General features: G+C 64.0%; 20 protein-coding genes and 1 pseudogene. 14 read left to right on the top strand and 7 right to left on the bottom strand.

Annotated elements, in window-relative coordinates; genetic code table 11:
* Positions 1 to 83: 83 nt before the first annotated feature.
* From RFM68_RS16805 to RFM68_RS16820, 4 genes are all read right to left on the bottom strand, one after another.
* Positions 84 to 1,340 (bottom strand): Hsp70 family protein, encoded by a 1,257-nt coding sequence (locus RFM68_RS16805; RefSeq protein WP_320234091.1) that lies wholly within the window; start codon positions 1,338 to 1,340, stop codon positions 84 to 86.
* A 194-nt stretch (positions 1,341 to 1,534) separates the two neighbouring features.
* Positions 1,535 to 2,326 (bottom strand): TIGR02186 family protein, encoded by a 792-nt coding sequence (locus RFM68_RS16810; RefSeq protein WP_320234092.1) that lies wholly within the window; start codon positions 2,324 to 2,326, stop codon positions 1,535 to 1,537.
* Positions 2,326 to 3,249 carry a sulfite exporter TauE/SafE family protein gene (locus tag RFM68_RS16815; protein WP_320234093.1) on the bottom strand — a complete coding sequence of 308 codons (924 nt, stop codon included), beginning with the start codon at positions 3,247 to 3,249 and terminating at the stop codon, positions 2,326 to 2,328. The genes RFM68_RS16810 and RFM68_RS16815 overlap by 1 nt, the downstream gene beginning before the upstream one ends.
* Positions 3,250 to 3,441: 192 nt before the next feature.
* Positions 3,442 to 7,542 carry a peptidoglycan-binding protein gene (locus RFM68_RS16820; RefSeq protein ID WP_320234094.1) on the bottom strand — a complete coding sequence of 1,367 codons (4,101 nt, stop codon included), beginning with the start codon at positions 7,540 to 7,542 and terminating at the stop codon, positions 3,442 to 3,444.
* A gap of 452 nt (positions 7,543 to 7,994) precedes the next feature.
* On the opposite strand from RFM68_RS16820, the gene RFM68_RS16825 reads away from it, so the two are divergent.
* The 9 genes and pseudogenes from RFM68_RS16825 to RFM68_RS16865 all read left to right on the top strand — a co-directional run bounded on the left by RFM68_RS16825 (position 7,995) and on the right by RFM68_RS16865 (position 17,555).
* Entirely contained in the window at positions 7,995 to 8,459 is a 465-nt protein-coding gene (locus tag RFM68_RS16825) for a MerR family transcriptional regulator (RefSeq protein ID WP_320234153.1), read from the top strand.
* A gap of 234 nt (positions 8,460 to 8,693) precedes the next feature.
* Positions 8,694 to 10,490 (top strand): acyl-CoA dehydrogenase, encoded by a 1,797-nt coding sequence (locus tag RFM68_RS16830; protein WP_320234095.1) that lies wholly within the window; start codon positions 8,694 to 8,696, stop codon positions 10,488 to 10,490.
* Between the two features lie 52 nt (positions 10,491 to 10,542).
* Positions 10,543 to 11,715 carry an acyl-CoA dehydrogenase family protein gene (locus RFM68_RS16835; protein ID WP_320234096.1) on the top strand — a complete coding sequence of 391 codons (1,173 nt, stop codon included), beginning with the start codon at positions 10,543 to 10,545 and terminating at the stop codon, positions 11,713 to 11,715.
* A gap of 33 nt (positions 11,716 to 11,748) precedes the next feature.
* Positions 11,749 to 12,957, top strand: a complete 1,209-nt coding sequence (locus RFM68_RS16840; RefSeq protein ID WP_320234097.1) for an acetyl-CoA C-acetyltransferase — start codon at positions 11,749 to 11,751, stop codon at positions 12,955 to 12,957.
* 14 nt (positions 12,958 to 12,971) lie between these two features.
* Positions 12,972 to 15,191: a 3-hydroxyacyl-CoA dehydrogenase NAD-binding domain-containing protein gene (locus tag RFM68_RS16845; RefSeq protein ID WP_320234098.1), complete on the top strand. Its 2,220-nt coding sequence runs from the start codon at positions 12,972 to 12,974 to the stop codon at positions 15,189 to 15,191.
* A 28-nt stretch (positions 15,192 to 15,219) separates the two neighbouring features.
* Positions 15,220 to 15,480, top strand: a pseudogene (locus tag RFM68_RS16850) (thioesterase family protein); the annotation flags it as partial.
* A gap of 137 nt (positions 15,481 to 15,617) precedes the next feature.
* Positions 15,618 to 15,920, top strand: a complete 303-nt coding sequence (locus tag RFM68_RS16855; RefSeq protein ID WP_320234099.1) for a hypothetical protein — start codon at positions 15,618 to 15,620, stop codon at positions 15,918 to 15,920.
* A 125-nt stretch (positions 15,921 to 16,045) separates the two neighbouring features.
* Complete coding sequence (locus tag RFM68_RS16860; RefSeq protein ID WP_320234100.1) at positions 16,046 to 16,687, top strand: S24 family peptidase; 642 nt, start codon at positions 16,046 to 16,048, stop codon at positions 16,685 to 16,687.
* Positions 16,688 to 16,697: 10 nt separating this feature from the next.
* A complete protein-coding gene (locus RFM68_RS16865) occupies positions 16,698 to 17,555 on the top strand; it encodes a thermonuclease family protein (RefSeq protein ID WP_430694870.1) in 858 nt (285 codons plus the stop codon).
* On the opposite strand, the gene RFM68_RS16870 is transcribed toward RFM68_RS16865, so the two are convergent.
* The gene (locus RFM68_RS16870) at positions 17,518 to 19,167 is read right to left on the bottom strand and encodes a lysine--tRNA ligase (RefSeq protein ID WP_320234102.1); all 1,650 of its coding nucleotides are present in this window, start codon (positions 19,165 to 19,167) and stop codon (positions 17,518 to 17,520) included. The two genes, RFM68_RS16865 and RFM68_RS16870, sit on opposite strands and share 38 nt — an antisense overlap.
* 213 nt (positions 19,168 to 19,380) lie before the next feature.
* On the opposite strand from RFM68_RS16870, the gene RFM68_RS16875 reads away from it, so the two are divergent.
* Positions 19,381 to 19,794: a tellurite resistance TerB family protein gene (locus RFM68_RS16875; RefSeq protein WP_320234103.1), complete on the top strand. Its 414-nt coding sequence runs from the start codon at positions 19,381 to 19,383 to the stop codon at positions 19,792 to 19,794.
* 56 nt (positions 19,795 to 19,850) lie between these two features.
* Here the strand turns inward: RFM68_RS16875 and RFM68_RS16880 are convergent, their stop codons facing one another.
* Positions 19,851 to 20,672 (bottom strand): ABC transporter substrate-binding protein, encoded by an 822-nt coding sequence (locus RFM68_RS16880; RefSeq protein ID WP_320234155.1) that lies wholly within the window; start codon positions 20,670 to 20,672, stop codon positions 19,851 to 19,853.
* 282 nt (positions 20,673 to 20,954) lie between these two features.
* Between RFM68_RS16880 and RFM68_RS16885 the strand changes: the two genes are divergently transcribed.
* The 3 genes from RFM68_RS16885 to RFM68_RS16895 all read left to right on the top strand — a co-directional run bounded on the left by RFM68_RS16885 (position 20,955) and on the right by RFM68_RS16895 (position 23,358).
* Entirely contained in the window at positions 20,955 to 21,686 is a 732-nt protein-coding gene (locus tag RFM68_RS16885; RefSeq protein ID WP_320234104.1) for a helix-turn-helix transcriptional regulator, read from the top strand.
* A 272-nt stretch (positions 21,687 to 21,958) separates the two neighbouring features.
* The gene (locus tag RFM68_RS16890) at positions 21,959 to 22,597 is read left to right on the top strand and encodes an acyl-homoserine-lactone synthase (RefSeq protein WP_320234105.1); all 639 of its coding nucleotides are present in this window, start codon (positions 21,959 to 21,961) and stop codon (positions 22,595 to 22,597) included.
* Positions 22,598 to 22,608: 11 nt separating this feature from the next.
* Complete coding sequence (locus RFM68_RS16895) at positions 22,609 to 23,358, top strand: enoyl-CoA hydratase-related protein (protein WP_320234106.1); 750 nt, start codon at positions 22,609 to 22,611, stop codon at positions 23,356 to 23,358.
* Positions 23,359 to 23,470: 112 nt separating this feature from the next.
* Here RFM68_RS16895 and ppk2 read toward each other — a convergent pair whose 3' ends face one another.
* Positions 23,471 to 24,376: a polyphosphate kinase 2 gene (gene ppk2 / locus RFM68_RS16900; RefSeq protein WP_320234107.1), complete on the bottom strand. Its 906-nt coding sequence runs from the start codon at positions 24,374 to 24,376 to the stop codon at positions 23,471 to 23,473.
* A gap of 200 nt (positions 24,377 to 24,576) precedes the next feature.
* Here ppk2 and RFM68_RS16905 point away from each other — a divergent pair, with 200 nt between their 5' ends.
* A complete protein-coding gene (locus RFM68_RS16905; RefSeq protein WP_320234108.1) occupies positions 24,577 to 25,842 on the top strand; it encodes a sensor histidine kinase in 1,266 nt (421 codons plus the stop codon).
* Positions 25,843 to 25,928 lie beyond the last annotated feature (86 nt).

The following is a 25,928-nucleotide window of genomic DNA, read 5'->3' on the forward strand; positions in this document are numbered from 1 at the left end:
GACGTCACGGTCGTTTCGGCCAAACTCCGGGCATGCCATCGCTACCCGATGGAAAACCCCGCAGCTACCTTGCGGCAAAACGCTCACGCGTATTTGCGCTGCGCGTCGAGCGCCAGGCCGAGGCCGACCGAGCCGAACATGTCGCCTTCGATGACGGAGGCCTGCGGCACCAGCGACAGGATCCGGCGCTTTGCCAGCGGGATGGCGGTCGAACCGCCGGTGAGGAACACGGCGGTGATGGCCGAGGCGGCAACGCCGGCATCGGCGATCGTCTGTTCGACTGTCGCGGTCACGCGTTCGATGTCGCCGCTGATTGTCTCCTCGAGACCGGTGCGCGTGATCCCGGCCGCGAAGCGTGCGCCTGGCAGCGACACCTTCACTTCGGCCGAAGACTGATCGGTCAGCGCGATCTTGGCCCTTTCGACGAGGCCTGCCATCGCATGGCCGTAGCGATGCTCGACGACATGGATGAAGCGGTCGACGAGTTCGGCCCGCTCGGCTTCGTAGCGGATCTGTCGCAGGTCGTTCATTGCCTTGGCTGTGTAGACCAGGTTGATGCGCTGCCAGGTCGCGAGGTCGATGAAATAGGCCGCTGGCAGGTTGCGCTTGTGGTCCTTGGTCCGCGTCAGATAGCCGAGCTCGGGCATCACATGGGCGATGCTGAGCAGCCGGTCGAAATCGGTGCCGCCGATATGGATGCCGCGATTGGCGAGGATATCGGCCTTGCGATCGGTCGAGCGGGCGCGCTCCGGCGAGACCCGCACGATCGAGAAGTCGGAGGTGCCGCCGCCCATGTCGACGATCAGCGCCAACTCCTCGCGGGCGACCTTCTGCTCGTAATCGAGCGCCGCCGCGATCGGCTCGAACTGGAAAGCGATGTGCTTGAAGCCTTGCGCGCGCGCCGCCTTTTCCAATTCGCCCTGCGCCTTAGCGTCGGCAGCCGCGTCGTCGTCGACGAACTGCACCGGCCGGCCGAGCACCATGTTCTCGACCGGACCGCCTGCATCTTCTTCCAGCCGCTTCTTGAGATGATCGATGAACAGGCCGATGATGTCGATGAAGCCGATCTGGCGCGCCTTGATGCGCGTCTTCTCGTTGGCAAGCGAGCTGCCGAGCACGCTCTTCAGCGAGCGCATCAGCCGGCCTTCGATACTGTCGGTGTAGTCGCCGATCGCGCGACGGCCGAAATAGGTATAGCCATCCTCGAAATTGAAGAACACGGCGCTTGGCAAGGTGGGTTGCCCGCCCTCCAATGCCACCAGTCGCGCCCGGCCGTTGCGGATCACGCCCACGGTAGAATTGGACGTGCCGAAATCGATGCCGCCGAATGCTGATTGCATCGCAGCCTCCTGTCATTTGTTTCATAGCGGCAGGCCAACGCATTGCGCGTCGTCACCCGGAGGGCCTGACCGCTCTATCGAAATTGAATGTGTGTGCTTGTCCCTAGGGCTGGGAGGCGGCGATTTATCGTAAAATCGACAAGAGGGAAACCCCTCTTTTCACGGGAAATGGGTCTTCCCATTTCCCGGCCGCATCAATCCTTGCGGAAGATGAGCCGTCCGAGCCAGCCGGTCAGCATGGCAAGCGATATGGCGAACACGCCGTAGAGGAAGGAATAGTCATGCGCGACGCGGAAAATCGACTGCTCGAAGCCCGACTTGCGGATTTCGAGCTGGGCCGAGCTTTCCTTGATGAACATGCCGCTCTTGAACAGGAACGCGCGCGCCTTGTGCGTGCCGACCGGAACATTGGGCGCCAGCCGCACAGTGGCGCGAAACAGGTTCTGCGACAGGAATTGCACGCCGCCGACATTCTCGCTGTAGAGCCCGGTCGCCTCCTTGCGGTCGCGAAGCGCGGCGGTGAATTCCTCGATGGTGGCCGGGCTGTCGGTCTCGTCGGCGGGCTTCATGTAGAGGTTCTGCGCGCCGAGCGAGAGCTGCTTGTATTTGCTGGGTTCGGCGACGTCCTGCAGCGGCCGCGTCGTGGCGACGGAATAAGAGACCGGCACGTTCTCGAATGTCTCCGACTCCAGGTTGACCCACACACCGAGCACCCGGTCCTTGCGCCGGACCACGACCGGCCGTGGCGGGCCTTCGAGCACCACGACCACGTCGTAGCGCCCCTGGCGCGCGACCAGCGGATCGGGGTTTTCCAACGATCCGAAGATCGTCAGATCGGCGCCGGAGAAGCCTGCCGTGATGGAAACGGCGTCGGTCGACAGGCCGATCTGGATGCTTTCGGTGGGCGGCGTTTGCGCCGTTGCAGGGGAAAGGACAAAGAGCATCGACAACGAGGCGGCGGCTGCAAATGCTCTCAATCCCGCCATCAGTTGAGGCCCGCGGCGGAAAGCGAATAGAGATTGGGCGGCGTCACGAAAAGACCGACGGCAAGGCGGATGGCGACGGCCAGCACCAGCATCGCCAATAGCGCCCGCAGCTGTTCGCCGCGCAGCCTCTGGCCGGCCTTGGCGCCATATTGCGCGCCGGCGACGCCGCCGGCCATCAGGAGGAAGGCCAGGATCACGTCGACCGTCTGGTTGGTTGTGGCATGCACCAGGGTGGTGTAGGCCGAGGTGAAGATGATCTGGAACAGCGAGGTGCCGATAACGACATTGGTCGGCACCTTGAGCAGGTAGATCAGCGCCGGCACCATGATGAAGCCGCCGCCGACACCCATGATCGACGACAGGAAGCCGATCGCGGCACCGAGCCCAAGCACCGGGATGACGCTGACGAACAGTTTGGAGGCGCGGAAGCGCATTTTGAACGGCAGCCGATGGATCCAGTTGTGCTGGCCGGATTTCTTGAGCACCGGCGCGGCGCCGCTGCGGCTGGCGCGCAGCGCGTTGACGCTTTCGACCAGCATCAGTCCGCCGACGGTGCCGAGCAACACGACGTAAAGCAGCGAGATGAACAGGTCCAACTGGCCGAGCCGGCGCAGGAACGCAAAGACGAAGATGCCGGCCGTCGAGCCGACGATGCCGCCGGCCAGAAGCACCCCGCCCAGCTTGAAGTCGAGCGTGCCGCGCTTGAAGTGAGAGAGCGCGCCGGAGAAAGAGGAGGCGATGACCTGGTTGGCGCCGGTGGCCACCGCGATCGCCGGCGGGATGTTGTAGAAGATCAAAAGCGGCGTGATCAGGAAACCGCCGCCGACCCCGAACATGCCCGACAGGAAGCCCACCGCCGCGCCCATCGCGAGCAGCACGAAGACGTTGACGGAAATTTCCGCGATCGGGAGATAGATGCCCACCCGTCTGTCTCGATCAGTTTGCTTGTCGGCTCATAGTGCCGTCCCCGGACAGTAAAGCACCGAAAAGCCAATTTTTTCTTGCACCGGCGCGGCGGTGGGGTCAAACCCCGCCGCCGCGCCGAAACAAAAACCATCTCAATCAGTTAACAGGCAAATGTGTGGCAAGGCGTCGCGTATGCGACGCGTCTGCCGTTATTTGTGCGCCAGCAGCGCCTTGACGAGCGGCGCGTCGATCTCGCCGGTCGGCTTCATCTTGTTGTCGGTCTGGAAGGCCATGATGGCCGTCTTGGTCTTGCCACCCATCACGCCGTCGGCGCCGCCGGCGTCGTAGCCGTTCTTGCTGAGGATCAGCTGGATGTTTTTCACTGCCTTCTTCATGTCGATGCTGGCGGTGGTCTGTGGCGCGCTGTCCTGCCAGGACTCCGGAACGTCGGCGGAGTTGGCGGCCGCGTTGAGCGGCTTGGCCTTCCACAGTTCGGTAGCGGCGCGCGCCCGCTCGAGCTGCTCGGGCCGCAGCGCATTGGCGATCTCGTCGCGCTTGGCGGCGGCGTCCTTGTCGCCGGTCTTGGCGACCAGCGCGAACCACTTGTAGGATTCTTCCAGGTTCTGCTTCATGCCGACGCCCTTGGCGGCCATGATGCCGAGGTTGAACTGGCTGTCCTTGACGCCCAGGTCGGCGGCTTCCTGGAACCAGTGCGTCGCCGATTCATTGTCGGTCGCGCCGTCAGCCGCCATGGCGAACAGCACCGCCAGATTGTGCATAGCGCTGGCGTTGCCCTGTTCGGCGGCGAGTTGGTAGTAGGTCTTTGCCTTCTTGATGTCGCGCGCGACGCCGATGCCTTTTTCGTAGAAATTGCCGATGCGGTATTCGGCCGGTGCGAAGCCGAGCTCGGCCGACTGCTCATACCATTTGGCGGCCGCCTTCATATCTTCCTTCACGCCGCGCGATTCCGCGTAGCGCGAGCCGATCTCGAACAGCGCCTTGGCGTCGCCGCCGGCGGCTGCGTCGTGCAGCGCTACCGGACCGATCTCGGAAGGAATATCGAACTTGGCCACGGCCGTCTGGCCGCTCGCCGGCGGCACGGCGCCTGTCATGTCGGCGGAGGTGGCCGCCGGTGCGCTGGCTGCGGCGCCGTCGGCTGCCGGACTGGCCGCGCCGGGTTCCTTGGCCATCGGCTGCGTGTCGCCATCCGTATCCGTCGCGGTAGCGGCTGCGGCCGCAGGTTCGGATGGCGCTTTGGAAGTCATCGGCGTCGGCGCCGGTTCGACAGGCGTCGTGGTGGCCACCGGCGCCTGTTCGACAGGCGCGATCGCGGCATTTTCGGGACTTGCGGGGACAGCTGCGGCCGGCACCGTTTCCTCGACGGCCTCCGCCTGCCTGACCGGGCGGGCGGGCGCGGTGCTTGCGGCCTGCGCGGTCCCCATGTCGGTCTTCGGCGTGTCGGTCTTCGGCGCGGCGGTGGCATTGAGCGAAGCCGTGTCGACCGTCTGCGTCGAGACGACCGGGGCGGGCTGGTCGTTGGCCACTTCGACGGGATCGGACAGGAAGGCCTTGCCCAACTGCAGGCCGGCCAGCGCCATCATGATCGCGGCCGCCGCCATCAGGATCGGCTTGCGCCGCGCCTTGAGCAGGTCGCCGATCCTCAGCGCCTTCACCGGGCCGGTCATGGTCGACTGCCGCTTCAGCGTGTCGGCTTCCGCGGCGGCGGCCTGCGCCGCGCGGCGGGCCGCGGCGATAAAATCGGACTTCGCGGCATCGCCCTCGTTGCGTTTGACCGGCTGGCCGCCACGCTCGTCGCGCACGCGCTTCATGATGGCGTTGAGGTCCGGCGCGCCGGAACCGGGTTCCAATGGCCGGTTGGCGGCCCTGGGGTCGAGCGGCTCGTCTATGTCGACGCTTGGCACGTCGCCGACCGGCGCCGAGCCGGCAAGCGGCTGCGTATCCGCATCCTTCTTGCCCTTGAAGGCGCGCGTCAGGCCGCTGAACATCGACTTCTTGCGGCCGGCCGTTTCGCTCTTGTCGCCGACCACGTCCGGTCCAAGGGCTGCCACGGCGGCCGCTGCCGCTGCTTCGGCCGGCGTTCGTGCCGGACCGGCCTCGCTGCGCATGATGGCCGCGGCGCGGCCTTCGAGATCGGCCATGTCTCCGGTAAGCGGCAACGGCTGGTCGATGTCCATCGAAGGCGCGTCCTGCACCGCGATCTTGCCGCCGCGGCCGCCGCGCTTGCCGGCCGGCTGCGGATCGACCAATTCGCTGACCGCTTCGCTGGCCTCGGTCGTCTCGAGCGAGCCGAGCCGGTCGACGATCTTGAGCAGCGTGTCGTGGATCGCTTCGAATGTCCGCGAGTTGCGCTCGTCGGAGCGACGGGTGAGCGCTTCGAGCGTCTTCAGATCCTGGGCGAGGCCTGCAACGGCGGTCGCGTTGGTCTGGGCCGTGCTGGATGTCGACTCGGCGAGCGATTTGACGGCGCTCTCGGCCGCCTCGCGCGCCACGCTCAGGATGGAATCGCGCGTGCCGGCGAGCGATTTCTCGATGTCGTTGAGGCGCGGGCTGATGTCCTCGAATTCGGGCAGCGGCGTGCCGGGCCTGGAGAGATGCGCCGACAGGCCGGCGACCTGCGCTTCCAGGCTGCGGATCAGCGCCGGATCGATGCCCGCGACCTGCTGCGCGGACGATTCCAGCCGGCTGGAAATATCCTCGAGCCGGCTCTCCAGTCCGCGGATCGCCATGTCGTTGGCCGGATCGGGCGTGCGTGTCTCGATGCGCTTGGCAAGCGCGGTAAAGCGGGCATCGATCGCTTCCATGATGCCGGCGCTGTCGTCCTGGCGCATGCGCTGGTCGAGCCTGTCGGCGACCTCTTCCAGCCGCCGCTCGAGATCGCGGAACAGGATATTGCCCTGTTCCATCGCATCGCCCTGGCGGCGCTCAAGCAGCATGGACAGCGCGTCGAAGCGCTGCTCCAGACCCTGGAAGATATGGTCGGCGTCAGGCATGGCCGGCGCTCGGTCCATTTTGTCGGTGATCAGGGCGATCTGCTTGCCGAGCCGCTCCATCGCCTGCTCGGGCAGGTCGGCGCGGCCGGCCAGCTGGTCCACGCGGCTGGTGAGAAGGTTAAGATGGTCGAGGACCTCCGCTCCCGGCCGCGACTGCGCGACCTCTTCGATCTGCACCGCCAGGGAGGCCATGCGCTTCTCGATTCGGCCGAAGGTTTCAGGGTCGAAGGCATTGGCCTGCGCGGCCACGGTCGAAGCGACGATGGCGCGGGAAATCTCATCCAGCCGCTCATCGATCATGGCAAGCGTTTCGCCGCCGCGCACGGTCTGCTGACCGGCGAAACGATCGACCGCGCCGGCAAGCGTGCGCACCTTTTCCTCCAGCGAACGCAGCGAAAGCGATTCCGGCAGGCTGTTGACGGCGCTGCTGATCTGCTCGAGCCGGTCGGTCAGCACTGAAAGGCTCGGGCCTTCGGCGCGTTTGCGCTGGTCGGCGTCGACGCGGTCCTCGAAGGCGCTCCAGCGGCGATCGAAATCGTCCCAGCGGCGGTCGACCTTCTGAACGCTTTCCTCGCGCGCCAGCGTGTCCAGCGCACCCTTTACCTGTTCCAGTTCCAGCCGCAGCAGGTTGACGCTGCGGTCGTCGCTCTTTTCGGCGAGCGTCTCGATGGCGCCCGAGAGCCGCTCGAATTCGAGGCCGAGCTCGGCGCTGCTCTTGTCCGGCAGGCCGTTGGCGCCGCGCTGGCTGTTGGCCTGCATGGCGCGGTCGATATCCTGGCGAAACGCTTCGAATTCGCGCTGCAGGCCGGCGGCCATCTGGTGGCGCAGTTCCTCGCGCAGCCCGCGCAGCTCGACGGCGATCTTGCCGACCATGGCGACGCTGTCTTCCTGGCCGCGCACCCGATCGATGTCGCGCGCGATCGCCTGATAGCTCTGGCCGAGGGCGGGCGCGGCGGACGCCAGGTTTTGCGGCGCGCGATTTTGCGGCCACGGATTCTGCGGGCCTAGATTCTGCGGACCAGGGTTCTGGGGTGCCGGATCTTGCGGCGCCCGGTCCGGCGGTCTTTGCGCGGAATAGGGATCTTCATACCAGCGCGGCTGGGCGTAAGGCTGCGTGCTGGGATAGCGCGGCTCGACGGGCGGCCGCCGCAGGTCGGGGCGATCGGGCATATCGGTGCGCGTGCGGTCCAGACGCTGCTCCAGTGTTTCGAGCGAGCGGTTCAGTTCTTCGAGCGAGGCGTGCGGCCGGCGCTGCCTGCCGGCATTGAGTGTATCGAGATAGGACCGCTTGCTGTTCATCGATGCGCCCGTGTTCAGAATGGCCGGCCAGAGGCCGGTTTCCTAGAGTCCTGCCGGGAACGAAGCGGGCCGAGCGGTTTTGCTGCGGAGGAAGACGGGCTTCCCGGGTTTTCACCCGCGCTTCGAAAAACCGTGAGAAATTCGCTACAGGATAAACACGGGTGACCGACATGCGCACATTTCGCCCAACGTGGTAAACAAGCCGTTAACCAAGCTTAAGAAGTCGCGCATAAATTGGGAGCCGCCTGTCGGGTGCGGCATAAAGGTTTGTTCTGACAACGCCCTTGCGTCAACCCGCGGCTGTCGATATAGAATTGACGTAAACGTAAAAGGTGCGAAGTCGTGCCTCTTGCGATTGATTTGTTGCAACCACGATTGGAAGCACGCCCCCGCTTCCACTCAGGCGACGCTTGGTCCGCGACCGCGACGCCACCAGGGGAAAGCCAGTGACCATGAAACTTGTTTCGCCCGGCGAAGCCGCGGCCAATACCAATGACATTCCGGCCGAGGCCGGCGAGGAACTCGTCCGCATCGGCGAGATGGCCAAGAAATACGGCGTGACCCTGCGCACGCTGCGTTTCTACGAAGACAAGGGCCTGCTCAATCCGCATCGCGACGGCTCGACCCGTCTCTATACGCGCCGCGACAAGGCCCGGCTGAAGCTGATCCTGCTTGGCCGCAAGGTCGGGTTCTCGCTGCGCGACGTCAAGCAGATGATGGATCTCTATGATCCGACCGGCACCAACACCAGGCAGTTGCGGCTGGCGCTCGACAAGTCGGAGAAGCAGCTCGCCCGCCTGCAGAAGCAGCGGGCGCTGATCGACGACGCCATCGGCGAGCTGAGCAACTCGATGACGGCCGTGCGCCAGATGCTCAGCGAGCGCACCGCGGCACCGCAGGCCAGCGCCGCCGGCTGAACGCGCGCTTTCAACAGCGACCTCAGAAATGGAGAGCCGCGCGGCTATAGCCGCGCGGCTTTTTTGTCACCACAATGCCTGATCGCTCACAAAGATTTTTTGGCTGCGACGAAGTTGACGTTTACGCAAACGTCAATATTTGATATCGGGGCATCGAGATTTGGCCCGGCCTCCTGTTCAGGATGTGGACAGGCGACTTGCTGGCCGGCCGGGGCTACAAGGGTGGAGGAAGGCATGACGACCTACAGGGCGCCGATCCAGGACACGCTGTTCGTGCTCAACGACGTGCTGGGCTATCAGCGCTATTCCAATCTTCCAGGCTTCTCGGACGCGACGCCGGACGTGGTCGAGGCGATCCTCGCCGAGGGCGCCAGGCTTGCCGAGAACGTCATGCATCCGCTGAACCGCGTCGGCGACATGGAAGGCTGCGTGCGCCATGACGACGGCTCGGTGACGACGCCCAAGGGCTTCAAGGAAGCCTACGGCCAATATCGCGAGGGTGGCTGGATGGGGCTTGCAGCGCCGGCCGAGTTCGGCGGCCAGGGCCTGCCTTACGCCATCCATACCGCCGTCTCCGAATACATGATCTCCGCCAACATGGCGCTGATGATGTATCCCGGCCTGACGCAAGGCGCGATTGCGGCCATCGTCACCCATGGCAGCGACGAGCAAAGGGCCACCTGGCTGCCCAGGCTGATCGAAGGCACCTGGACCGGCACCATGAACCTGACCGAGCCGCATTGCGGCACCGATCTCGGCCTGCTGCGCACCAAGGCCGTCCCCAACGGCGACGGCACCTACAAGATTTCCGGCCAGAAGATCTTCATCTCCGCCGGCGAGCACGACATGTCGGACAACATCGTCCATCTGGTGCTGGCCCGCGCCGAGGGCGCGCCGGAAGGCGTCAAGGGCATCTCGCTGTTTGTCGTGCCGAAGTTCAAGCTCGACGCGTCGGGCAATCCCGGCCAGCGCAACACGCTCTCCTGCGGCTCGATCGAGGAGAAGATGGGCATCCATGGCAACTCGACCTGCGTCATGAACTATGACGAGGCGGAGGGCACGCTGCTCGGCGAATTGAACGGCGGCCTGAAAGCCATGTTCACGATGATGAACGAGGCCCGCCTCGGTGTCGGCCTGCAGGGGCTTTCGGTCTCCGAGATCGCCTATCAGAACGCCGTTTCCTACGCCAAGGACCGCCTGCAGGGCCGCTCGCTGTCGGGCGCCAAGGCGCCGGACAAGAAGGCCGACCCGATCATCGTCCATCCGGATATCCGCCGCTCGCTGATGACCATGAAGGCCTTCAATGAAGCGGGCCGGGCATTGGCGCTCTGGACTGCGATCAAGTCGGATGTCGCGCACCGTTCCGGTGACGACAAGGACCGGCAGGCGGCCGACGACTACACCGGCCTGATGACGCCGGTGGTCAAGGGCGTGCTCACCGACAAGGGGTTCGATCACGCCGTGATGGCGCAGCAGGTGTTCGGCGGCCACGGCTATATCGAAGAACACGGCATGAGCCAGTTCGTGCGCGATGCCCGCATCGCCATGATCTATGAGGGCGCCAACGGCATCCAGGCGCTCGACCTCGTCGGCCGCAAGCTCGGCTTGAACGGCGGCCGCGCCGTCCAGTCCTTCTTCAAGGACGTCGGCGAGTTCTGCGAGGAAAACCGCGCCGACGAGAAGATGGCGCCCTTCACCAAGGCGCTGAAGAAGGGCCTCAACGACCTGCAGGCGGCGACCATGTGGCTCCTGCAGAACGGCATGGCCAGGCCCGACAATGCGGGCGCTGCCTCGAGTGATTACATGCATCTCTTCGGCCTGGTGGCGCTGGGCTATATGTGGGCGCAGATGGCAAAGTCCGCTGAGGCGAAGCTAGCGGAAGGCGCCAATGGCGCCTCGGCCTTTTACGACACCAAGCTGGTGACTGCGCGCTTCTTCATGGATCGGATCATGCCGGAAACGGCGATGCGCCTTGCCCGCATTTCCAGTGGTGCGGACACGCTAATGGCGCTGCCGGCGGAAGCGTTCTAGGTTTGGCGGGCCGGCACCGCCGGCCCACAATTGTCGGAACGCGGAGGAAATCGTGGCGACAAACCCAGCCGAAATTCTTGGTCTTCCGAAGCCCGCCTGGGCGGCGGACGAGGTCGGCATGCTCTACGACATGGCGTCTCGCTTCATGGCTGAAGAGATCGCGCCGCGCTACGACGAGTTCGAGAAGAACGAGATGTTCGACCGCGAGAGCTGGCTGAAGGCGGGCGCCGCCGGCCTGCTCTGTGCCTCGATGCCGGAAAAATACGGCGGCTCGGGCGGCACCTTCGCGCATGAGAGCGCCATCATCGAGGCGATCGGTCATGTCGGCGTCGACGGTTTCGGCATCGGCCTGCACAATTCGATCGTCGCGCCTTACATCCTGCATTACGGATCCGAGGAGCAGAAGCAGAAATGGCTGCCCAAGCTCGCGACCGGCGAGCTGATCGGCGCCATCGCCATGACCGAACCCGGCGCCGGCTCCGACCTGCAGGGCGTCAAGACCCGCGCCGAGAAGGACGGCAACCAGTACAAGATCAACGGCTCCAAGACCTTCATCACCAACGGCCAGCTCGCCAACTTCATCATTGTCGTCACCAAGACCGATCCGGAGAAGGGTGCCAAGGGCACCTCGCTGATCGTCATCGAGACCGATGAGGTCGAAGGTTTTCAGCGCGGCCGCAACCTCGACAAGATAGGGCTCAAGGCCAATGACACCTCCGAGCTGTTCTTCAACGACGTGCGTGTGCCGACCGCCAACCTGCTCGGCCATGAGGAAGGCAAGGGTTTCGTCCAACTGATGCAGCAGCTGCCGCAGGAGCGGCTGCAGATCGGCACCGGCGCGATCGCCATGATCGAACGGGCGCTGGCAATCACCATCGACTACGTCAAGGAACGCAAGGCCTTCGGCAAGGCGGTCATCGATTTCCAGAACACCCAGTTCAAGCTCGCGGAGTTGAAGACCGAAGCCACGATCGGCCGCGTCTTCTACAATGACTGCGTCGCCCGCCACATCGATGGCGGCCTCGACCCGGTCACCGCCTCGATGGCCAAATACTGGCTGTCGGACCTGCAGGGCAAAGTCGTCGACGAATGCCTTCAATTGCATGGCGGCTATGGCTACATGAATGAATATCCGATCGCCCGCATGTACCGCGACGCCCGCGTCCAGCGCATCTATGGCGGCACCAACGAGATCATGAAATTGCTGATCGGGCGCTCTCTCTGAGCACGGCGACCGGCAAAGCCAAGGAGCACGAAAATGGCCGAAGCTTACGTCTATGATGCCGTGCGCACGCCGCGCGGCAAGGGCAAGAAAGATGGCTCGCTGCACGAGGTGCCGGCGGTGCGGCTCGCCGCAAGGACGCTCGAGGCGCTGCGCGACCGCAACGGGCTTGATACCGGCAACGTCGACGACATCATCTTCGGCTGCGTCGACCCGGTCGGCGAGGCGGGCTCCGTCATCCCGCGCGCCGCCGCCTTCGAGGCCGGCTACGACACCAAGGCGCCCGGCATGCAGATCTCGCGCTTCTGCGCCTCGGGTCTTGACGCCATCAATTTCGGCGCCGCCAAGATCGCGCAAGGAGCGGACGAGATCGTCATCGCCGGTGGTGTGGAATCGATGTCGCGTGTCGGCATGGGCATGTCCGGTGGCGCCTGGTTCATGGACCCGTCCGTCGGCCTGCCCGGCTGGTTCGTGCCGCAGGGCATCTCGGCCGATCTGATCGCGACTAAGTATGGCTTTAGCCGGGATGACGTCGACGCCTATGCGGTAGAGAGCCAGAAGCGCGCCGCAAAATCCTGGGAGGATGGCCGCTTCAAGAACTCCGTCATCCCGATCAAGGACCAGAACGGCCTCTTGATCCTCGATCATGACGAGCACATGCGGCCTACGACCGACATGCAGTCACTGGCCTCGCTCAATCCGTCCTTCGTCATGCCCGGCGAGATGGGCGGCTTCGACGCCGTTGCCGTGCAGAAGCATCCGGAAGTCGAAGAGGTCAACCACGTCCACCACGCCGGCAATTCCTCCGGCATCGTCGACGGCGCCGCCGCCGTGCTGCTCGGCTCCAAGAAGGCCGGCAAGGCGATGGGGCTGAAGCCGCGCGCTCGCATCCGTTCCTTCGCCAATATCGGCTCTGAGCCGGTGCTGATGCTGACCGGCCCGGTCGACGTCACCGAGAAGCTGCTGAAGCGCGCCAAGATGAAGCTGTCGGACATTGACCTGTTCGAGCTCAACGAGGCTTTCGCTTCCGTCGTGCTGCGCTACATGCAGGCTTTCGAGATTCCGCACGACAAGATCAACGTCAACGGCGGCGCCATCGCCATGGGCCATCCGCTCGGCGCCACCGGCGCCATGATCCTCGGCACGGTGCTTGACGAGCTGGAGCGCCGCGACTTGAACACCGCGCTGGTCACGCTCTGCATCGGCGCCGGCATGGGCACCGCCACCATCATCGAACGCGTCTGACGGGGAGAGAAAAGATGAGCTACACCAATTTCACCCTCGACATCGACGCCGACGGCATTGCGTTGGTCACCTGGAACATGCCGGACCGCTCGATGAACGTCTTCACCGAAGAGGCGATGCGCGAGTTGAACGCCATCGTCGATCATGTGGCCGGCGATGCCGCTATCAAGGGCGCCGTCATCACCTCCGGCAAGGACAGTTTCTCCGGCGGCGCCGACATCACCATGCTGCAGAAGATGCTCGCCACCTTCGCCGCCGAGAAGGAGCATGATCTCGACAAGGCGACCAGGGCGCTGTTCGACAATGCCGGCTATATGACCGGCCTGTTCCGCAAGATCGAGACTTGCGGCAAGCCGTGGGTGTCGGCGATCAATGGAACCTGCATGGGCGGCGCCTTCGAGATGTCGCTCGCCTGCCATGGCCGCGTCGCCGCCGATTCCGACAAGGTGAGGATGGCGCTTCCCGAAGTGAAGATCGGTATCTTCCCCGGCGCGGGCGGCACCCAGCGCGTGCCGCGGCTGACCGACCAGCAGCAGGCGCTGCAGATGCTGACCACCGGGCAGAACCTGTCGCCGCAGAAGGCGAAGTCGATGGGCCTGATCCACGAGATCGCCGAGCCTTCGAAACTCGTCGAGACCGCCAAGGCGATGATCACGAACGGCCTGAAGCCGGTGGCGCCCTGGGACGAGAAGGGTTTCAAGCTGCCCGGCGGTCCGATCTATTCGGCGGCCGGCGCCAATCTCTGGCCGCCGGCGATCGCCATCCTGCGCCGCGAAACCTACGGCAATTATCCGGCCGCGGCCGCGATCCTGAAATGCGTCTATGAGGGCCTGCTGGTGCCCTTCGACACGGCGCTCAGGATCGAGCAGCGCTATTTCACCGAGATCATGCAGTCGAAGGAAGCGGCGGCGATGATCCGCTCGCTGTTCCTGTCGCTGCAGGAGCTGAACAAGGGCGCGCGCCGGCCGGCCGGCGTGCCGGACACCAAGTTCAAGAAGATCGGCATCCTCGGCGCCGGCTTCATGGGCGCCGGCATCGCCTATGTCACCGCACGGGCCGGCATTCCGGTGGTGCTGCTCGACCGCGATCTGCCGTCGGCCGAGAAGGGCAAGGCGCATTCCGACAGCCTGATGGCCGATCAGGTCAAGAAGGGCCGCGCCAAACCGGAAGACAAGGACAGGCTTCTGTCGCTGATCATGCCGACGGCGGACTATGCCGACCTTGCCGGCTGCGATCTGGTCGTCGAGGCGGTCTTCGAGGATTCGGGCGTCAAGAAGGACGCCACCGAGAAGGCGGAAGCAGTGCTGAAGTCTTCCGCTATCTTCGCTTCCAACACCTCGACGATTCCCATCACCGCACTGGCGAAGAACTCGGCACGGCCGAAGAACTTCATCGGTGTCCACTTCTTCTCGCCGGTCGACAAGATGATGCTGGTCGAGATCATCCTCGGAAAGAAGACGAGCGACAAGGCTTTGGCCGTCGCGTTCGACTTCGTGCGCGCCATCAAGAAGACGCCGATCGTCGTCAACGACACCCGCGGCTTCTACGTCAACCGCTGCGTGCTGCGCTACATGTCGGAAGCCTACAAGATGCTGATCGAGGGCGTCCCGGCGGCAATGATCGAGAACGCCGCCAAGGCCGCCGGCATGCCGGTCGGCCCGCTGGCGCTGACCGACGAGACGGCCGTCGATCTGGCCCAGAAGATCATGAAGCAGACCATCAAGGACCTCGGCGACAAGGCGGTCGACCCCAAGCAGATGGCGCTGATCAACACCATGGTCGACACGCATGGCCGCTTCGGCCGCAAGAACGGCAAGGGTTTCTACGACTATCCGGCAAAGCCGGCGAAGAAGAAGCTCTGGCCCGGGCTGAAGGATCTCTATCCCCAGCTGAAGTCCGAAAAGGTCGACTATGAGGAGCTGAAGGAGCGCCTGCTGGTCACCATCGCCCTCGAAGCGGCGCGCGTGATGGAGGAAGGCATCGTCACCGATCCGCGCGAAGCCGATGTCGGCTCGATCCTCGCCTTCGGCTTCGCCCCCTTCACCGGCGGCGCGCTGTCTTATATCGACGGCATCGGCGCCAAGCGCTTCGTCAAGATCGCCAAGGGCCTGCACAAGAAGTATGGCGCCGAGTTCAAGGCGCCGAAGCTTCTGCTCGACATGGCCGAGAAGGGCGAGACTTTCTATCAGCGCTTCGACCCCTACCAGAAGGGCGAGGTCAAGCAGGCGGCCTGACGAAACCCGACCATGTATGTGTGGGGGCGAGGTGGTGTCGTCGATAGAGACCTGGGAAGGCACATCCGTCATCGGCAGGCACCGTTTCGTCCTGGATGGCGGCGAGACGGCGGCGCTGATCCTGACCGCAGGCGGCGTCGTCTATGACCGCGGCCGCCGCCGCTTCCTCGACATAGACGAGGTCGTTGCGGCGCTCGGCCACGCTGCCAGTCCACGCCCGCCGACCGAAGCCGAGCGGACGTTCATGGTCTCGCATCGGAATTTGCGCGAACAGGCCAAGGGGGCCTGATCGCGGGGGCGGCCCGCGACAGCGGTCATTCGAATTCGATCACGCTTTGGCGAGCCAGCCGCCGTCCGCTTCTTTGCAACAGGCGTTCGTGGTAGATTAGCTGTCGCTAACGAAACATTGTCGGAGGGAGCAATCGCATGCGCATGATGCTGAAAATTTCTGTTCCGACCGTGGAAGGCAACAAAGCGCTCAAGGACGGCAGCATGGAAAAGTTCATCGAGCACAGCCTGTCCGAGCTGAAGCCGGAAGCCGCCTATTTCACTGCCGACAAAGGCCAGCGAACCGCCTATCTGTTCGTCGACATAAAGGACAGTTCCGAGATGCCCTATTTCAGCGAGCGGTTCTTCCTGGCCTTCAATGCCTCTGTCGAGTTCGTCCCTGTCATGAATGCCGAGGAACTAAGCAAGGGCCTGCCGAAGGCCTTGGCCGGGATCGGATAGGACCGCATCCGAACGAGAAGGTCACGAGGCATTCTTAACGATCCGCCGGCCGCGCCGGTGGACAAGGACGCGACTGCGCGCTAGACAGGGTTGAGGCATTTTTTCCTGTTTGAAGGAGAGCGCGCGTGCTCTCACACGACCGCGTTTGGGCCGCAATCGATGCTCTCGCCGAGCGCTATTCGCTGTCGGCCTCCGGCCTCGCCCGACGCGCGGGCCTCGATTCGACGGCCTTCAACAAGTCGAAGCGCCTGTCGTCCGACGGGCGGCCGCGCTGGCCGTCGACCGAATCGCTTGCCAAGATCATCGAGGCTACCGGCGCTTCGCTCGAGGAATTCACCGGACTGGTCGAAGGCCGCGTCGGCGCCGCTATTGCCCAACAGCGCAGCGCCGTCCCGTTGCTTGGCTTCGCTCAGGCCGGCGCGGGGGGCTTCTTCGACGATGCCGGCTATCCGGCGGGGCAGGGCTGGGATCTGGTCGAGCTTCCGGCGCGGGCGACCGAGACGTCCTACGCGCTGCAGGTCCAGGGCGATTCCATGCTGCCGCTCTACCGCAATGGCGATGTGCTGATCGTCGAACCGGGCGCGCCGACCAGAAAGGGCGACCGTGTCGTCGTCAAGACCACCACCGGCGAGGTGATGGCCAAGGTGCTCGACCGGCAGACGGTGAAATCGATCATGCTGGTGTCGCTCAACCCCGCTCATCCCGATCGCGATATCCCGACGCGCGACATCGAATGGGTGGCGCGCATCGTCTGGGCGAGCCAGTAGGTCCGGGCTGGTGCGGCTTCTTCAAACAGCCCTGGCGGTTCTGGCAATTCCGGTCATGACGGCACTCGTGGTTGCCGGCGGACGTACGGTGAAAGACCACGAGAGCGTGATCGCCGTGGATCAGATCGATCCGGCCGCGATCTCCGATTCGGGGATCGACACACCGCCGGAAGAGCCGGCAACCTCGGCCATTCCCGCGCCGGCCGCTTCGAAGCCGGCAGTTCATTCGAGAGCCATCGATCCCGAAATGGTGGCGCCGCCTGCTCTCTCGGACAACGACCTCGAACGGGTGGAACCGCGCGCGCCGCTTGGCGATCTGGCGTTGGCCGGGCCGCCCAAGCCACCGAAATTGAAGATGCCGGGCGACTGGAACGGCACCAAGCTCTTCCAGCCGGTCGCCACGGCCGCCGGGCTGATCGAGGCAAAGGGCTATGCGGTCGCCGTGTCCGGAGTGGACGTCGTCAAAGCGGACGAGACCTGTGGCGACGCAGGCAAGATCTGGGCTTGCGGCGCGCGCGCCAGGACAGCCTTCCGCGCCTTCCTGCGTGGCCGGGCGGTCGCCTGCACGGTGCCGCCGGAGGGCGGCCGCGATACCATTTCCGCCGAGTGCCATATCGGCAATCAGGACATCGGCCGGTGGCTGGTCGAGAATGGCTGGGCGCGTGCCGCTGAGGGCGGGCCCTATGTCGAGGCCGAAAACAAGGCCCGCGCGGCAAAGAAGGGTATTTTCGGCACCGCACCGAACCTTGACGGCTTGCCGGCGCTGCCGGCCGCGTCAGGGCCGGCGCAGGTCGCGCCGGATTCGATCCTGCCGGCGGAAGGCGACGCCGTTACGCCGCCAGCTGACCAGCCAGCGCCCGCTCAATAAGCGCGCGCGTCTCGGCGATGCCGTAAAGCGCGGCGAAGGAACCGAAGCGCGGTCCGCGCTCCTGTCCGATCAGCACCTGGTAGATCATCTGGAAGAACGCGACCGACACGCCGGGCCCGCCTTCCGGGCTCTGCTTGGAATGGTCCTGGTAGCGCTCGATGCGGCGCGCGACATTGAGCGCCGCGTTCTGGATCGCCTCGCTGTCGGCGCCCTTAGGCAGCGCGCCGAGCGCCTCGGAAAGCTTGGCCAGCGCCTCGCGCTCCACCTCGTCGGCGGCGCGGTAAACCTTGGTCGGCTTCACGAAGTCGTCGAAATAGCGGATCGCGTAGCCGGTCAGCCGGTCGAGCTCCGGATGCGTCTTCGGCGTCACGCCTGGCGCATGCCGCGAGATAAAGCCCCACAGCACCGCCTTGTCATGCGCATTGGAAGCGCTCACCAGGTTGAGCAGCAGCGCGAACGGCACCGGCAGGTCGATGGCCGGCGGGTTGCCGTCATGCATGTGCCAGACCGGATTGCCCAGCCGCTCCTTCCAGTCCTGGCGCGGATAGGCGCCAAGGAAAGTGTAATACTCGTCCACCGCCTTCGGGATGACGTCGAAATAGAGCTTCTTCGCCTGCCGCGGCCGCTGGTACATGTAAAGGCCGAGGCTCTCGGTCGGCGCGTAGGTCAGCCATTCGTCGATGGTGAGGCCATTGCCCTTCGACTTCGAGATCTTCTGGCCTTCCTCGTCGAGGAACAATTCATAGACGAAGTGCTCCGGCGCGCGTCCGCCGAGGATATTGCAGATGCGGTCGTAGATCACCGCATTGGTCTGGTGGTCCTTGCCGAACATCTCGAAATCGACGCCAAGCGCTGCCCAGCGCATGCCGAAATCCGGCTTCCACTGCAGCTTCACATGGCCGCCGGTGACCGGCAGCGTGGTTTCGGTGCCTTCGTCGTCGAAGGTGATGGTGCCCGCCTTCGCGTCGACATGCTTCATCGGCACGTAGAGCACCCGGCCGCTCTTCGGCGAGATCGGCAGGAACGGGCTGTAGGTCGCCTGGCGCTCCGGCCCGAGCGTCGGCAGCATCACGCCCATGATCTCGTCATAGCGTTCGGCTGCGCGCAGCAGTATCTCGTCGAAACGGCCGGCCTTGTAATACTGCGTCGCGCTGGCGAACTCGTAGTCGAAGCCGAACGTATCGAGGAAGCGGCACAGCATCGCGTTGTTGTGGTCGGCAAAGCTCGCATAGTCGCCGCCGAACGGATTGGGCACCGCTGTGAGCGGCATGTGCAGATAGGGCTCAAGTGCTGCGCGGTCCGGTACGCTCTCGGGGATCTTGCGCATGCCGTCCATGTCGTCGGAGAAGCACAGGAGCTTGGTCTTGACCTTGTCCCCGGTCAGCACCCGGAAGGCATGCCGCACCATGGTCGTGCGCGCCACCTCGCCGAAGGTGCCGATATGCGGCAGGCCAGACGGGCCGTAGCCGGTCTCAAACAGCACGGTTTCGGGAAAGTCGTTGTTCTTGTAGCGGGCGATGATCTTCTTGGCTTCCTCGAACGGCCAGGCCTTGCTTTCGGCCGCCGCGGCAAGCATCTCGGGATTGAGATCGATGATGTTTGATCCCGTCATGTCATTGTTCCAAGTCAAGTGCCGGCTTCGCGGCGGATAAGATTTGTCGCCCGGTCTCTAGGCGTGACAGGCCGGAGCGTCAACGATTTGCGGCGGTTTTCCTTGCGGCGCCACAATGGCGCTCCTACGTTGGGCCGCGATTATCCTGTGCATGTCGCCCCAAAGTGCCTTGCGGTTTGGGGAAAACGACATGCATGCTTCGAGGAGTTTTGAATGCCTTCCCTGACGCCGCATGAAGCCCTGATCCACCTGATGGTCATCACATCGGCCTCCGACCGCGACATGACCGATGTCGAGCTGGCGCGGATCGGCGACGTCGTCCGCTCCTGGCCGGTGTTCGTCGATTTCAACCGGGACAGGCTGATTGCTGTGGCGCAGGCCTGCCAGAAGGCGCTGCATGAGAAGGAGGGGCTGGAGGGCGTGCTGGCGCGGGTCGCCGAAGCGCTGCCGGAGCGGCTGCGCGACACTGCTTACGCTGCTGCTTTCGAAGTCGCCGCCGTCGATCTCGAAATGCGCATGGAGGAGGTCAGGGTGCTGCAACTCATCCGCCTCAAGCTCGATCTCGACACACTGACCGTGGCCGCGATAGCGCGTGCGGCGAAAGCCCGCCTGCGCACGCTTACCTAAAGCAGGTTTATGCAATTCCAGACGGAAAACAGCCGCGCACTTTTCCTGGATTTGCTCTAAAAGAAGCTGACCGGAAAATAGCGCAGATAGAACTCGGCAAAGGTGCCTTTGATCGAGATTTCCTGCAGCGCGTAGTCGAACGCGGCTGCCAGCGCCGGGTCGCCCGCCCTGGTGGCGATCGCCATGCCCGAACCAAGATATTCCGGCGCCAGATACGGACCGCCGGCAAAGCGGCAGCAGCCGGCGGCGTCGGAGCCGCCCAGCCAGAAGGCAAAGCGCATGCCGTCGCCGAAGGCGGCGTCGATCTTGCCGGCTTTGAGATCGGCATAAAGCTCCTCGGGCTTGTCGAAGGTCACGACCTGCACGGTGTTGAAGTAATCACGCAGCATTTTCTCGTGCGCCGAGCCGGCGACGACGCCGACCCGCTTGCTGCGCAATTTGTCGAGGATCGGCTCGGCGAGGGCCTTGGCCTTCGGCATGATGAAGCGCGCCGGGAATTGCATATAGGAGCGCGAGAAGGCGTATTTCTCGCGGCTCTGCGGCGTCGCGGCGATGCCGGCAATGATCGCCTCGCCTTCGCCTTTCTGGAGAGCATCCTCCAGTTCGTTCCACGGCAGGGCCTGGACCTGGCATTTCTCGACGACGTCCAATTCCGCGCAGATTGCCCGCGCCAGATCGATGTGGAAACCCGACAGACGGCCAGAGCCGTCGAGGAAGTTGAAGGGTGGAAAATCGGTGGTTGTGAGGAATCTGAGCCGCGGCAGCGCGGAGAGATCAGGTTTCGGCAGTCGCTCCTTGGCATCCCACAGCACCGGCACCTGCGGCTCCGCACCTTGAGTCGCGCCGGCAAAGGGCAACACGCCGGCCAGCACGGACATCAGGGCCGGAAATATCCACCGCAAGATCACGATATGGCTCCGCACCGTCCTCCGCTCGGAGGCTTTTCGTATGAAAATGATGCAGGCACAACGGTTTTTGATTTCAAGCGGCCAAATTAAGCGTATGGTTTAGCGGGTTTGCATGTAATCTCGCGCCGGCCGGGGGGAAGCTGCCGGTTTTGCAGGGGAGACTGAGATCCGGGGGGTTGATGGCGAAGGGCGGTTCGGGCATCTACGGTCGGCAACGAAAAAAGCAGAAAGCAACATGGGGTAGATGTTGCGATGGGCATGTTCGACAGAACTCTGGAATACATAGACCATTTGCAGCATGCAGGCACCGCGGCTGCGGTCTGCGAGAGGCTGTTGGGCATCACTTCGAATTTCGGCCTGACGGCCTTGATGGCGGGAACCGTGCCGCAGCCGGGCACGCCGCGCGGCCAGCAGAAGGACCATGTGCTGCTTTGCGACTGGCCGGGCGAATGGCTGGAGCGCTACGTAGCGCGCAATTATGTCGACCACGATCCGGTCGTCAGCCACATGAAGCAGCTTCAGGCCCCGTTCCAGTGGCGGGAGGCCTCCCAGAACATCGTCATCGACAAAAGCAGCGACGAGGTCATGGGCGACGCCCGCGAGTTCAGGTTGCGCGACGGTCTCGCCTTCCCGCTGGTCACCCTCGAGGGTCAGATCGTCATGGTTTCGCTGGGCGGCGAATCGGTCGAGTTGTCCGAAGCCGAATTCGGCATCGTCTCGCTGGCGTCGACCTACGCCATCGGCCGCGCCATGCAGCTTCACACGATGGCCGGCAAGGTCATCGATCACATAGAATTGACGCCGCGCGAGCGCGAATGCCTGCAATGGGCCGCCGTCGGCAAGTCCGAATGGGAAATCTCCCAGATTCTGGGCATCTCGGAGCACACCTCCGAGAAACATCTACTCAACGCCAAAGGCAAACTGGGTGCTGCCAACCGGGTGCAGGCAGTCGCCGAGGCAATTAGGCGTGGCTATATTAGCTAGCCCGACGTGCCGGCCTAGAATTCCTGCTGGCGCGACCACGTGATATTTTCAGAAAAGCGCAGCCGAGTCTCTCTTTTGGGAGAGGGCTAATGATTTCTTAACGTCAAAAGCAAACTGAGCCCCACCACCATGTGCAGGCAGTCGCGGAGGCGATTAGGCGTGGTTATATTAGCCAGGTCGGCCGTGCTGGCCTAGAATTCTTGCCTACGCGATCGCGTAATATTTTCGGGAAAGCCCGGCCGTATCTTCCTCTTAAGCCCAGGAGACGGCTGATGCTTTTTGCCCTTACCACTCAGGAATTGATGGAACGTCCCGACCTTTGGGAAGCGGTCCATCGCCTGCGCTACAGGATCTTCGTCGAGGAGATGGGATGGACCGATCTCGATCGTCCGGACCAGCTCGAGATCGACCAGTTCGACCATGACGAGGCCGAACACCACCTCGTCATTCGCAATGGCGAACTTGCTGGCTACCAGCGAATGCTGCCGACCACTCGGCCGCATCTTCTGACCGACGTGCTGTCGGATCTCTGCGAGGGGCCGTCCCCCTCGGGACCGAATGTCTGGGAGCTGACCCGCTATGCCGTGGCTCCGGGTTTTCGCGACGGCAAGCGCGGGGTCTCGACGGTCGGCACCGAACTGATCGCCGGCTTCGTCGAATGGGGCCTGAAGCGCAACGTCAACCAGGTCATCATCGAGTTCGAGCCGATGTGGGTGCTGCGGGCGCTGCAGCTGCACTTCCTGGCAACGCCGCTCGGCTACCAGCGCACCTATGGCAACCAGCAGGTCGTGGCGACGCTGCTCACCTTCACCGAGCATACGCTCGATGTCGTGCGAGCCCGCCGCAACCATCACCTGCCGGTACTGAACCGGGGTTATCCCGGCCTGCTCGGCCTGAAGCAGGCTTCGTGATGGAGATCGCCATGAGCTTCCATCCCGAACCGGAACTGCGCGGCCACACGCTGATCGTCACGGTGTCCTCGCATGACGGAAGGCCGGTGCTCGACAGGCATGCCTATGCGAGCCTTGCCAGGACCCTGCACGAGGCGGCCGTCAATGACGATGTCCGCGTCGTCATGCTGCGCGGCCTTGCCGGCTGCTTTTGTCTCGGCGGCGACTTCTCGGAGTTCCTCGACGCCACCAAGCACCAGCAGCTGATCGCCGCCGTCACCGACATGTTCCGCATGTTGGCGACCTTCCCCAAGCCGGTGCTTGCCTGCGTCGACGGCGATGCCGTCGGCGTCGGCTGCACCATCCTGTTCCATTGCGACATGGTGATCGCTTCCCGGGGCAGCACCTTCAGGGTGCCGTTCGTCGATTTCGGCCTGGTGCCGGATGCGGCGACCAGCATTCTGGCGCCCCAGAAGCTCGGCTATGCCGGTGCTTTCCGCTTCTTCTGCCTGGGCGATACGCTCGGCGTCGAAGACGCCAGGGCGCTCGGCCTGGTCGGCGAGATCGTGACGCAAGGCAGCGCCGAGGAAGCGACGCTGGCGAGAGCGAAACAACTCGCCAAGAAGCCGGTGGCGGCATTGCTGCAGACGCGCAGCCTGCTCAAGGGCGATACGGACGTGTTGTGCGATCGTATCGACCACGAGATCACGCTGTTCCAGCAGGCGCTTCAGGATGACGCCACGCTGAAGCGGCTGCAGCGGATCGCCCGCCTCGCCGCCTGATCGGCCGGCATGAAAGTCTCAGCGCCGCGCGGCCGAAGGGCGCGCGGCGCTGTAATGCTTCGTTTGATGCATGTCGTTCGGCCAAGCCGCCGCGCACTTTGGGGCGACTTCATTAGTCCTCCAGGAAATCGGGGCCTTCGCCGATGATCTTCTTGTCGGGCTTGCCGACGGCATCGAGGTCACGGCCGTCATAGGGCAGCGACAGAAGGATACGCTGAATCACCGCAAGCCGGGCGCGGCGCTTATCGTTGGCGCGCACGATGATCCAGGGCGCGAACTCCTTATGCGTGCGTTCGATCATCTGGTCGCGTGCCTTGGTGTAGTCGTCCCATTTGCTGACGCCGGCGATATCGATCGGCGAGAACTTCCAGTTCTTAAGTGGCGACCAGCGGCGATCATGAAACCGTTCGAGCTGCGTCTCGCGGCCGATATTCAGCCAGAATTTGAAGAAATGGATGCCCTCATTGGAGATCATCCGCTCGAAATGCGGCGTCTCGTCGAGGAATTTCTCGTGCTGATCGGGCGTGCAGAACCCCATGACCGGCTCGACGCCGGCGCGGTTGTACCAGGAGCGGTCGAAGGTGACGAACTCCCCCGCGGTCGGAAAATGATCGACATAGCGCTGATAGTACCATTGCCCTGTCTCGGTCTCCGTCGGCTTGGTCAGTGCCACGTTGCGCGCCGTGCGCGGGTTCATGTACTGCCGCAGCACGAAGATCGTGCCGCCCTTGCCGGCGGCGTCGCGTCCTTCGAAAAGCGCCATGACGCGATTGCCGGCCGCCTGCAACCAGGCCTGGGCCTTGACCAGTTCGATCTGCAGCCGCTCGAGCTCCTTTTCGTAGTCCTCGCCTTTCATCTTCTTGTCGTAAGGATAGCCACCGGCGGCCAGCTTGTTGTCCTCGATCCAGTCCGGAAGCGCCGGATTGTCGATGTCGAACTCGCGCTCCTTGCCGCCGATCTTGATCTTGATCGGTTCCGTGGCAGGCACCGCCTCAGCCGCTTCCTTGGCTTTTTTCATCCAGACGAACCTTTCCAGTTTACGGACTCATGCTATGGAGCCTGTGCAGCGTAGCGCCCATCCGGGCGCAAAGACGCTGTGGCATTTTGATTTTGCGCATGAACCTTCGCGAAAATCGATCCTGATTTTCAGGGCCTCATGCGCCAGGCCAGTCCAGCGAGCCGCTGACCGGTCGACGGGATGCGGGGTAGCGCGGGCCGATGGCAGAGACGAGCGCGGGGCAAGAGAGCAAGGGGCAAGCCTTGGCGACGCGGCTTTGGCGCAACCGCTGGCTGCTTGCCGCGGGCGTTGTCGCGGTCTTTGCCGTCTATTATTTCGCCGGCGCCTCCGGCTATGCGCTGCTGCTGGCGTTGGCTCTGCTAGCGGCCGCGGCAATGCTGCCCGCCGACGCCGAGCGCCAATCGGCCGATGCCGCGGCCGCGATCGAGGCCAGCGCGCTGCAGCGGCTTTCCGGCGAGTATCTGGCGGCCGCTGTCGCCGATCCGCTGATCATCTTCGACCATTCCGCCGCCATGGTCCACGCCAATGCGGCCGCGTTCGCGGCCTTTGGCGGACTGGCGCCCGGCATGTCGCTGGCGCTGAAGTTTCGCGCGCCGGAAATGCAGGCGCTGCTGGACGGCATTCTGTCGGGGGAGGTCGCCTCGGATGCCGTCGATTACACCGAAAAGCTGCCGGTGGAGCGGACATACCGGGTTAGCGCGTCCACGGTCGGCCATGCCACCGGCCTCTATGTGCTGGTGTTCAAGGATCAGAGCGAAACGCGCCGCATCGATCGCATGCGGGCCGACTTTATCGCCAATGCCAGCCATGAGCTGCGCACGCCGCTCGCCTCGATCGCCGGCTTCATCGAGACGCTGCGCGGGCCGGCCCGCAATGATCCGGCGGCGCGCGACCAGTTCCTCCAGATCATGCAGAACCAGACCGGCCGCATGGCCCGCCTGATCGATGATCTGCTCTCGCTGTCGCGGCTGGAGATGAAGCCCTATCTGAAGCCGGGCACGGAGGTCGATCTTCGCCAGACGATCGACAGCGTTATCGATTCGCTCGGGCCGCTGGCCGCGGAGAACGGCATCGTCGTCGAGCGGGAGTTCGCCAATGGGCGGCTTGTCGTTCCCGGCGACCGCGACGAACTGTTCCAGGTTTTCGAGAATCTCCTGGAGAATGCCTGCAAATACGGCCAGTCAGGAGGGCACGTCACTGTATCGGTTGCCGCCGGCGAGGACGCCCAGCAGCCGGGCTTCGATGTCACGATCAGGGATTATGGTCCCGGCATCGCCGAAGAGCATATCCCGCGCATCACAGAGCGTTTCTACCGCGTCGATGTCGAAAACAGTCGCACTCAGAAAGGCACCGGCCTTGGCCTTTCGATCGTCAAGCATATATTGACCCGTCATAACGCAAGACTGTCCATCAAGTCGGAAGTCGGCAAGGGCGCGGCGTTCACGGTTCATTTGCCGGCTCGCTGATCGTCTACCGGTTGCCAACCGATATTTTCTTCTTTCTGTCATGCGGTTCGCGTATCAGCGACAGATTGAGGGAACGCACCAGCCGG

It is taken from the genome of Mesorhizobium montanum (genome assembly GCF_033977145.1).
GTDB classification, from domain to species: domain Bacteria; phylum Pseudomonadota; class Alphaproteobacteria; order Rhizobiales; family Rhizobiaceae; genus Mesorhizobium; species Mesorhizobium montanum.

Bases quoted from the DNA above. Each gene is read 5' to 3' on its own strand.
- RFM68_RS16805 (WP_320234091.1), bottom strand. From the start codon at position 1,340: ATGCAATCAGCATTCGGCGGCATCGATTTCGGCACGTCCAATTCTACC.
- RFM68_RS16810 (WP_320234092.1), bottom strand. From the start codon at position 2,326: ATGGCGGGATTGAGAGCATTTGCAGCCGCCGCCTCGTTGTCGATGCTC.
- RFM68_RS16820 (WP_320234094.1), bottom strand. From the start codon at position 7,542: ATGAACAGCAAGCGGTCCTATCTCGATACACTCAATGCCGGCAGGCAG.
- RFM68_RS16825 (WP_320234153.1), top strand. From the start codon at position 7,995: ATGAAACTTGTTTCGCCCGGCGAAGCCGCGGCCAATACCAATGACATT.
- RFM68_RS16830 (WP_320234095.1), top strand. From the start codon at position 8,694: ATGACGACCTACAGGGCGCCGATCCAGGACACGCTGTTCGTGCTCAAC.
- RFM68_RS16840 (WP_320234097.1), top strand. From the start codon at position 11,749: ATGGCCGAAGCTTACGTCTATGATGCCGTGCGCACGCCGCGCGGCAAG.
- RFM68_RS16845 (WP_320234098.1), top strand. From the start codon at position 12,972: ATGAGCTACACCAATTTCACCCTCGACATCGACGCCGACGGCATTGCG.
- RFM68_RS16855 (WP_320234099.1), top strand. From the start codon at position 15,618: ATGCGCATGATGCTGAAAATTTCTGTTCCGACCGTGGAAGGCAACAAA.
- RFM68_RS16870 (WP_320234102.1), bottom strand. From the start codon at position 19,167: ATGACGGGATCAAACATCATCGATCTCAATCCCGAGATGCTTGCCGCG.
- RFM68_RS16875 (WP_320234103.1), top strand. From the start codon at position 19,381: ATGCCTTCCCTGACGCCGCATGAAGCCCTGATCCACCTGATGGTCATC.
- RFM68_RS16880 (WP_320234155.1), bottom strand. From the start codon at position 20,672: ATGTCCGTGCTGGCCGGCGTGTTGCCCTTTGCCGGCGCGACTCAAGGT.
- RFM68_RS16885 (WP_320234104.1), top strand. From the start codon at position 20,955: ATGGGCATGTTCGACAGAACTCTGGAATACATAGACCATTTGCAGCAT.
- RFM68_RS16890 (WP_320234105.1), top strand. From the start codon at position 21,959: ATGCTTTTTGCCCTTACCACTCAGGAATTGATGGAACGTCCCGACCTT.
- RFM68_RS16895 (WP_320234106.1), top strand. From the start codon at position 22,609: ATGAGCTTCCATCCCGAACCGGAACTGCGCGGCCACACGCTGATCGTC.
- ppk2 (WP_320234107.1), bottom strand. From the start codon at position 24,376: ATGAAAAAAGCCAAGGAAGCGGCTGAGGCGGTGCCTGCCACGGAACCG.
- RFM68_RS16905 (WP_320234108.1), top strand. From the start codon at position 24,577: ATGGCAGAGACGAGCGCGGGGCAAGAGAGCAAGGGGCAAGCCTTGGCG.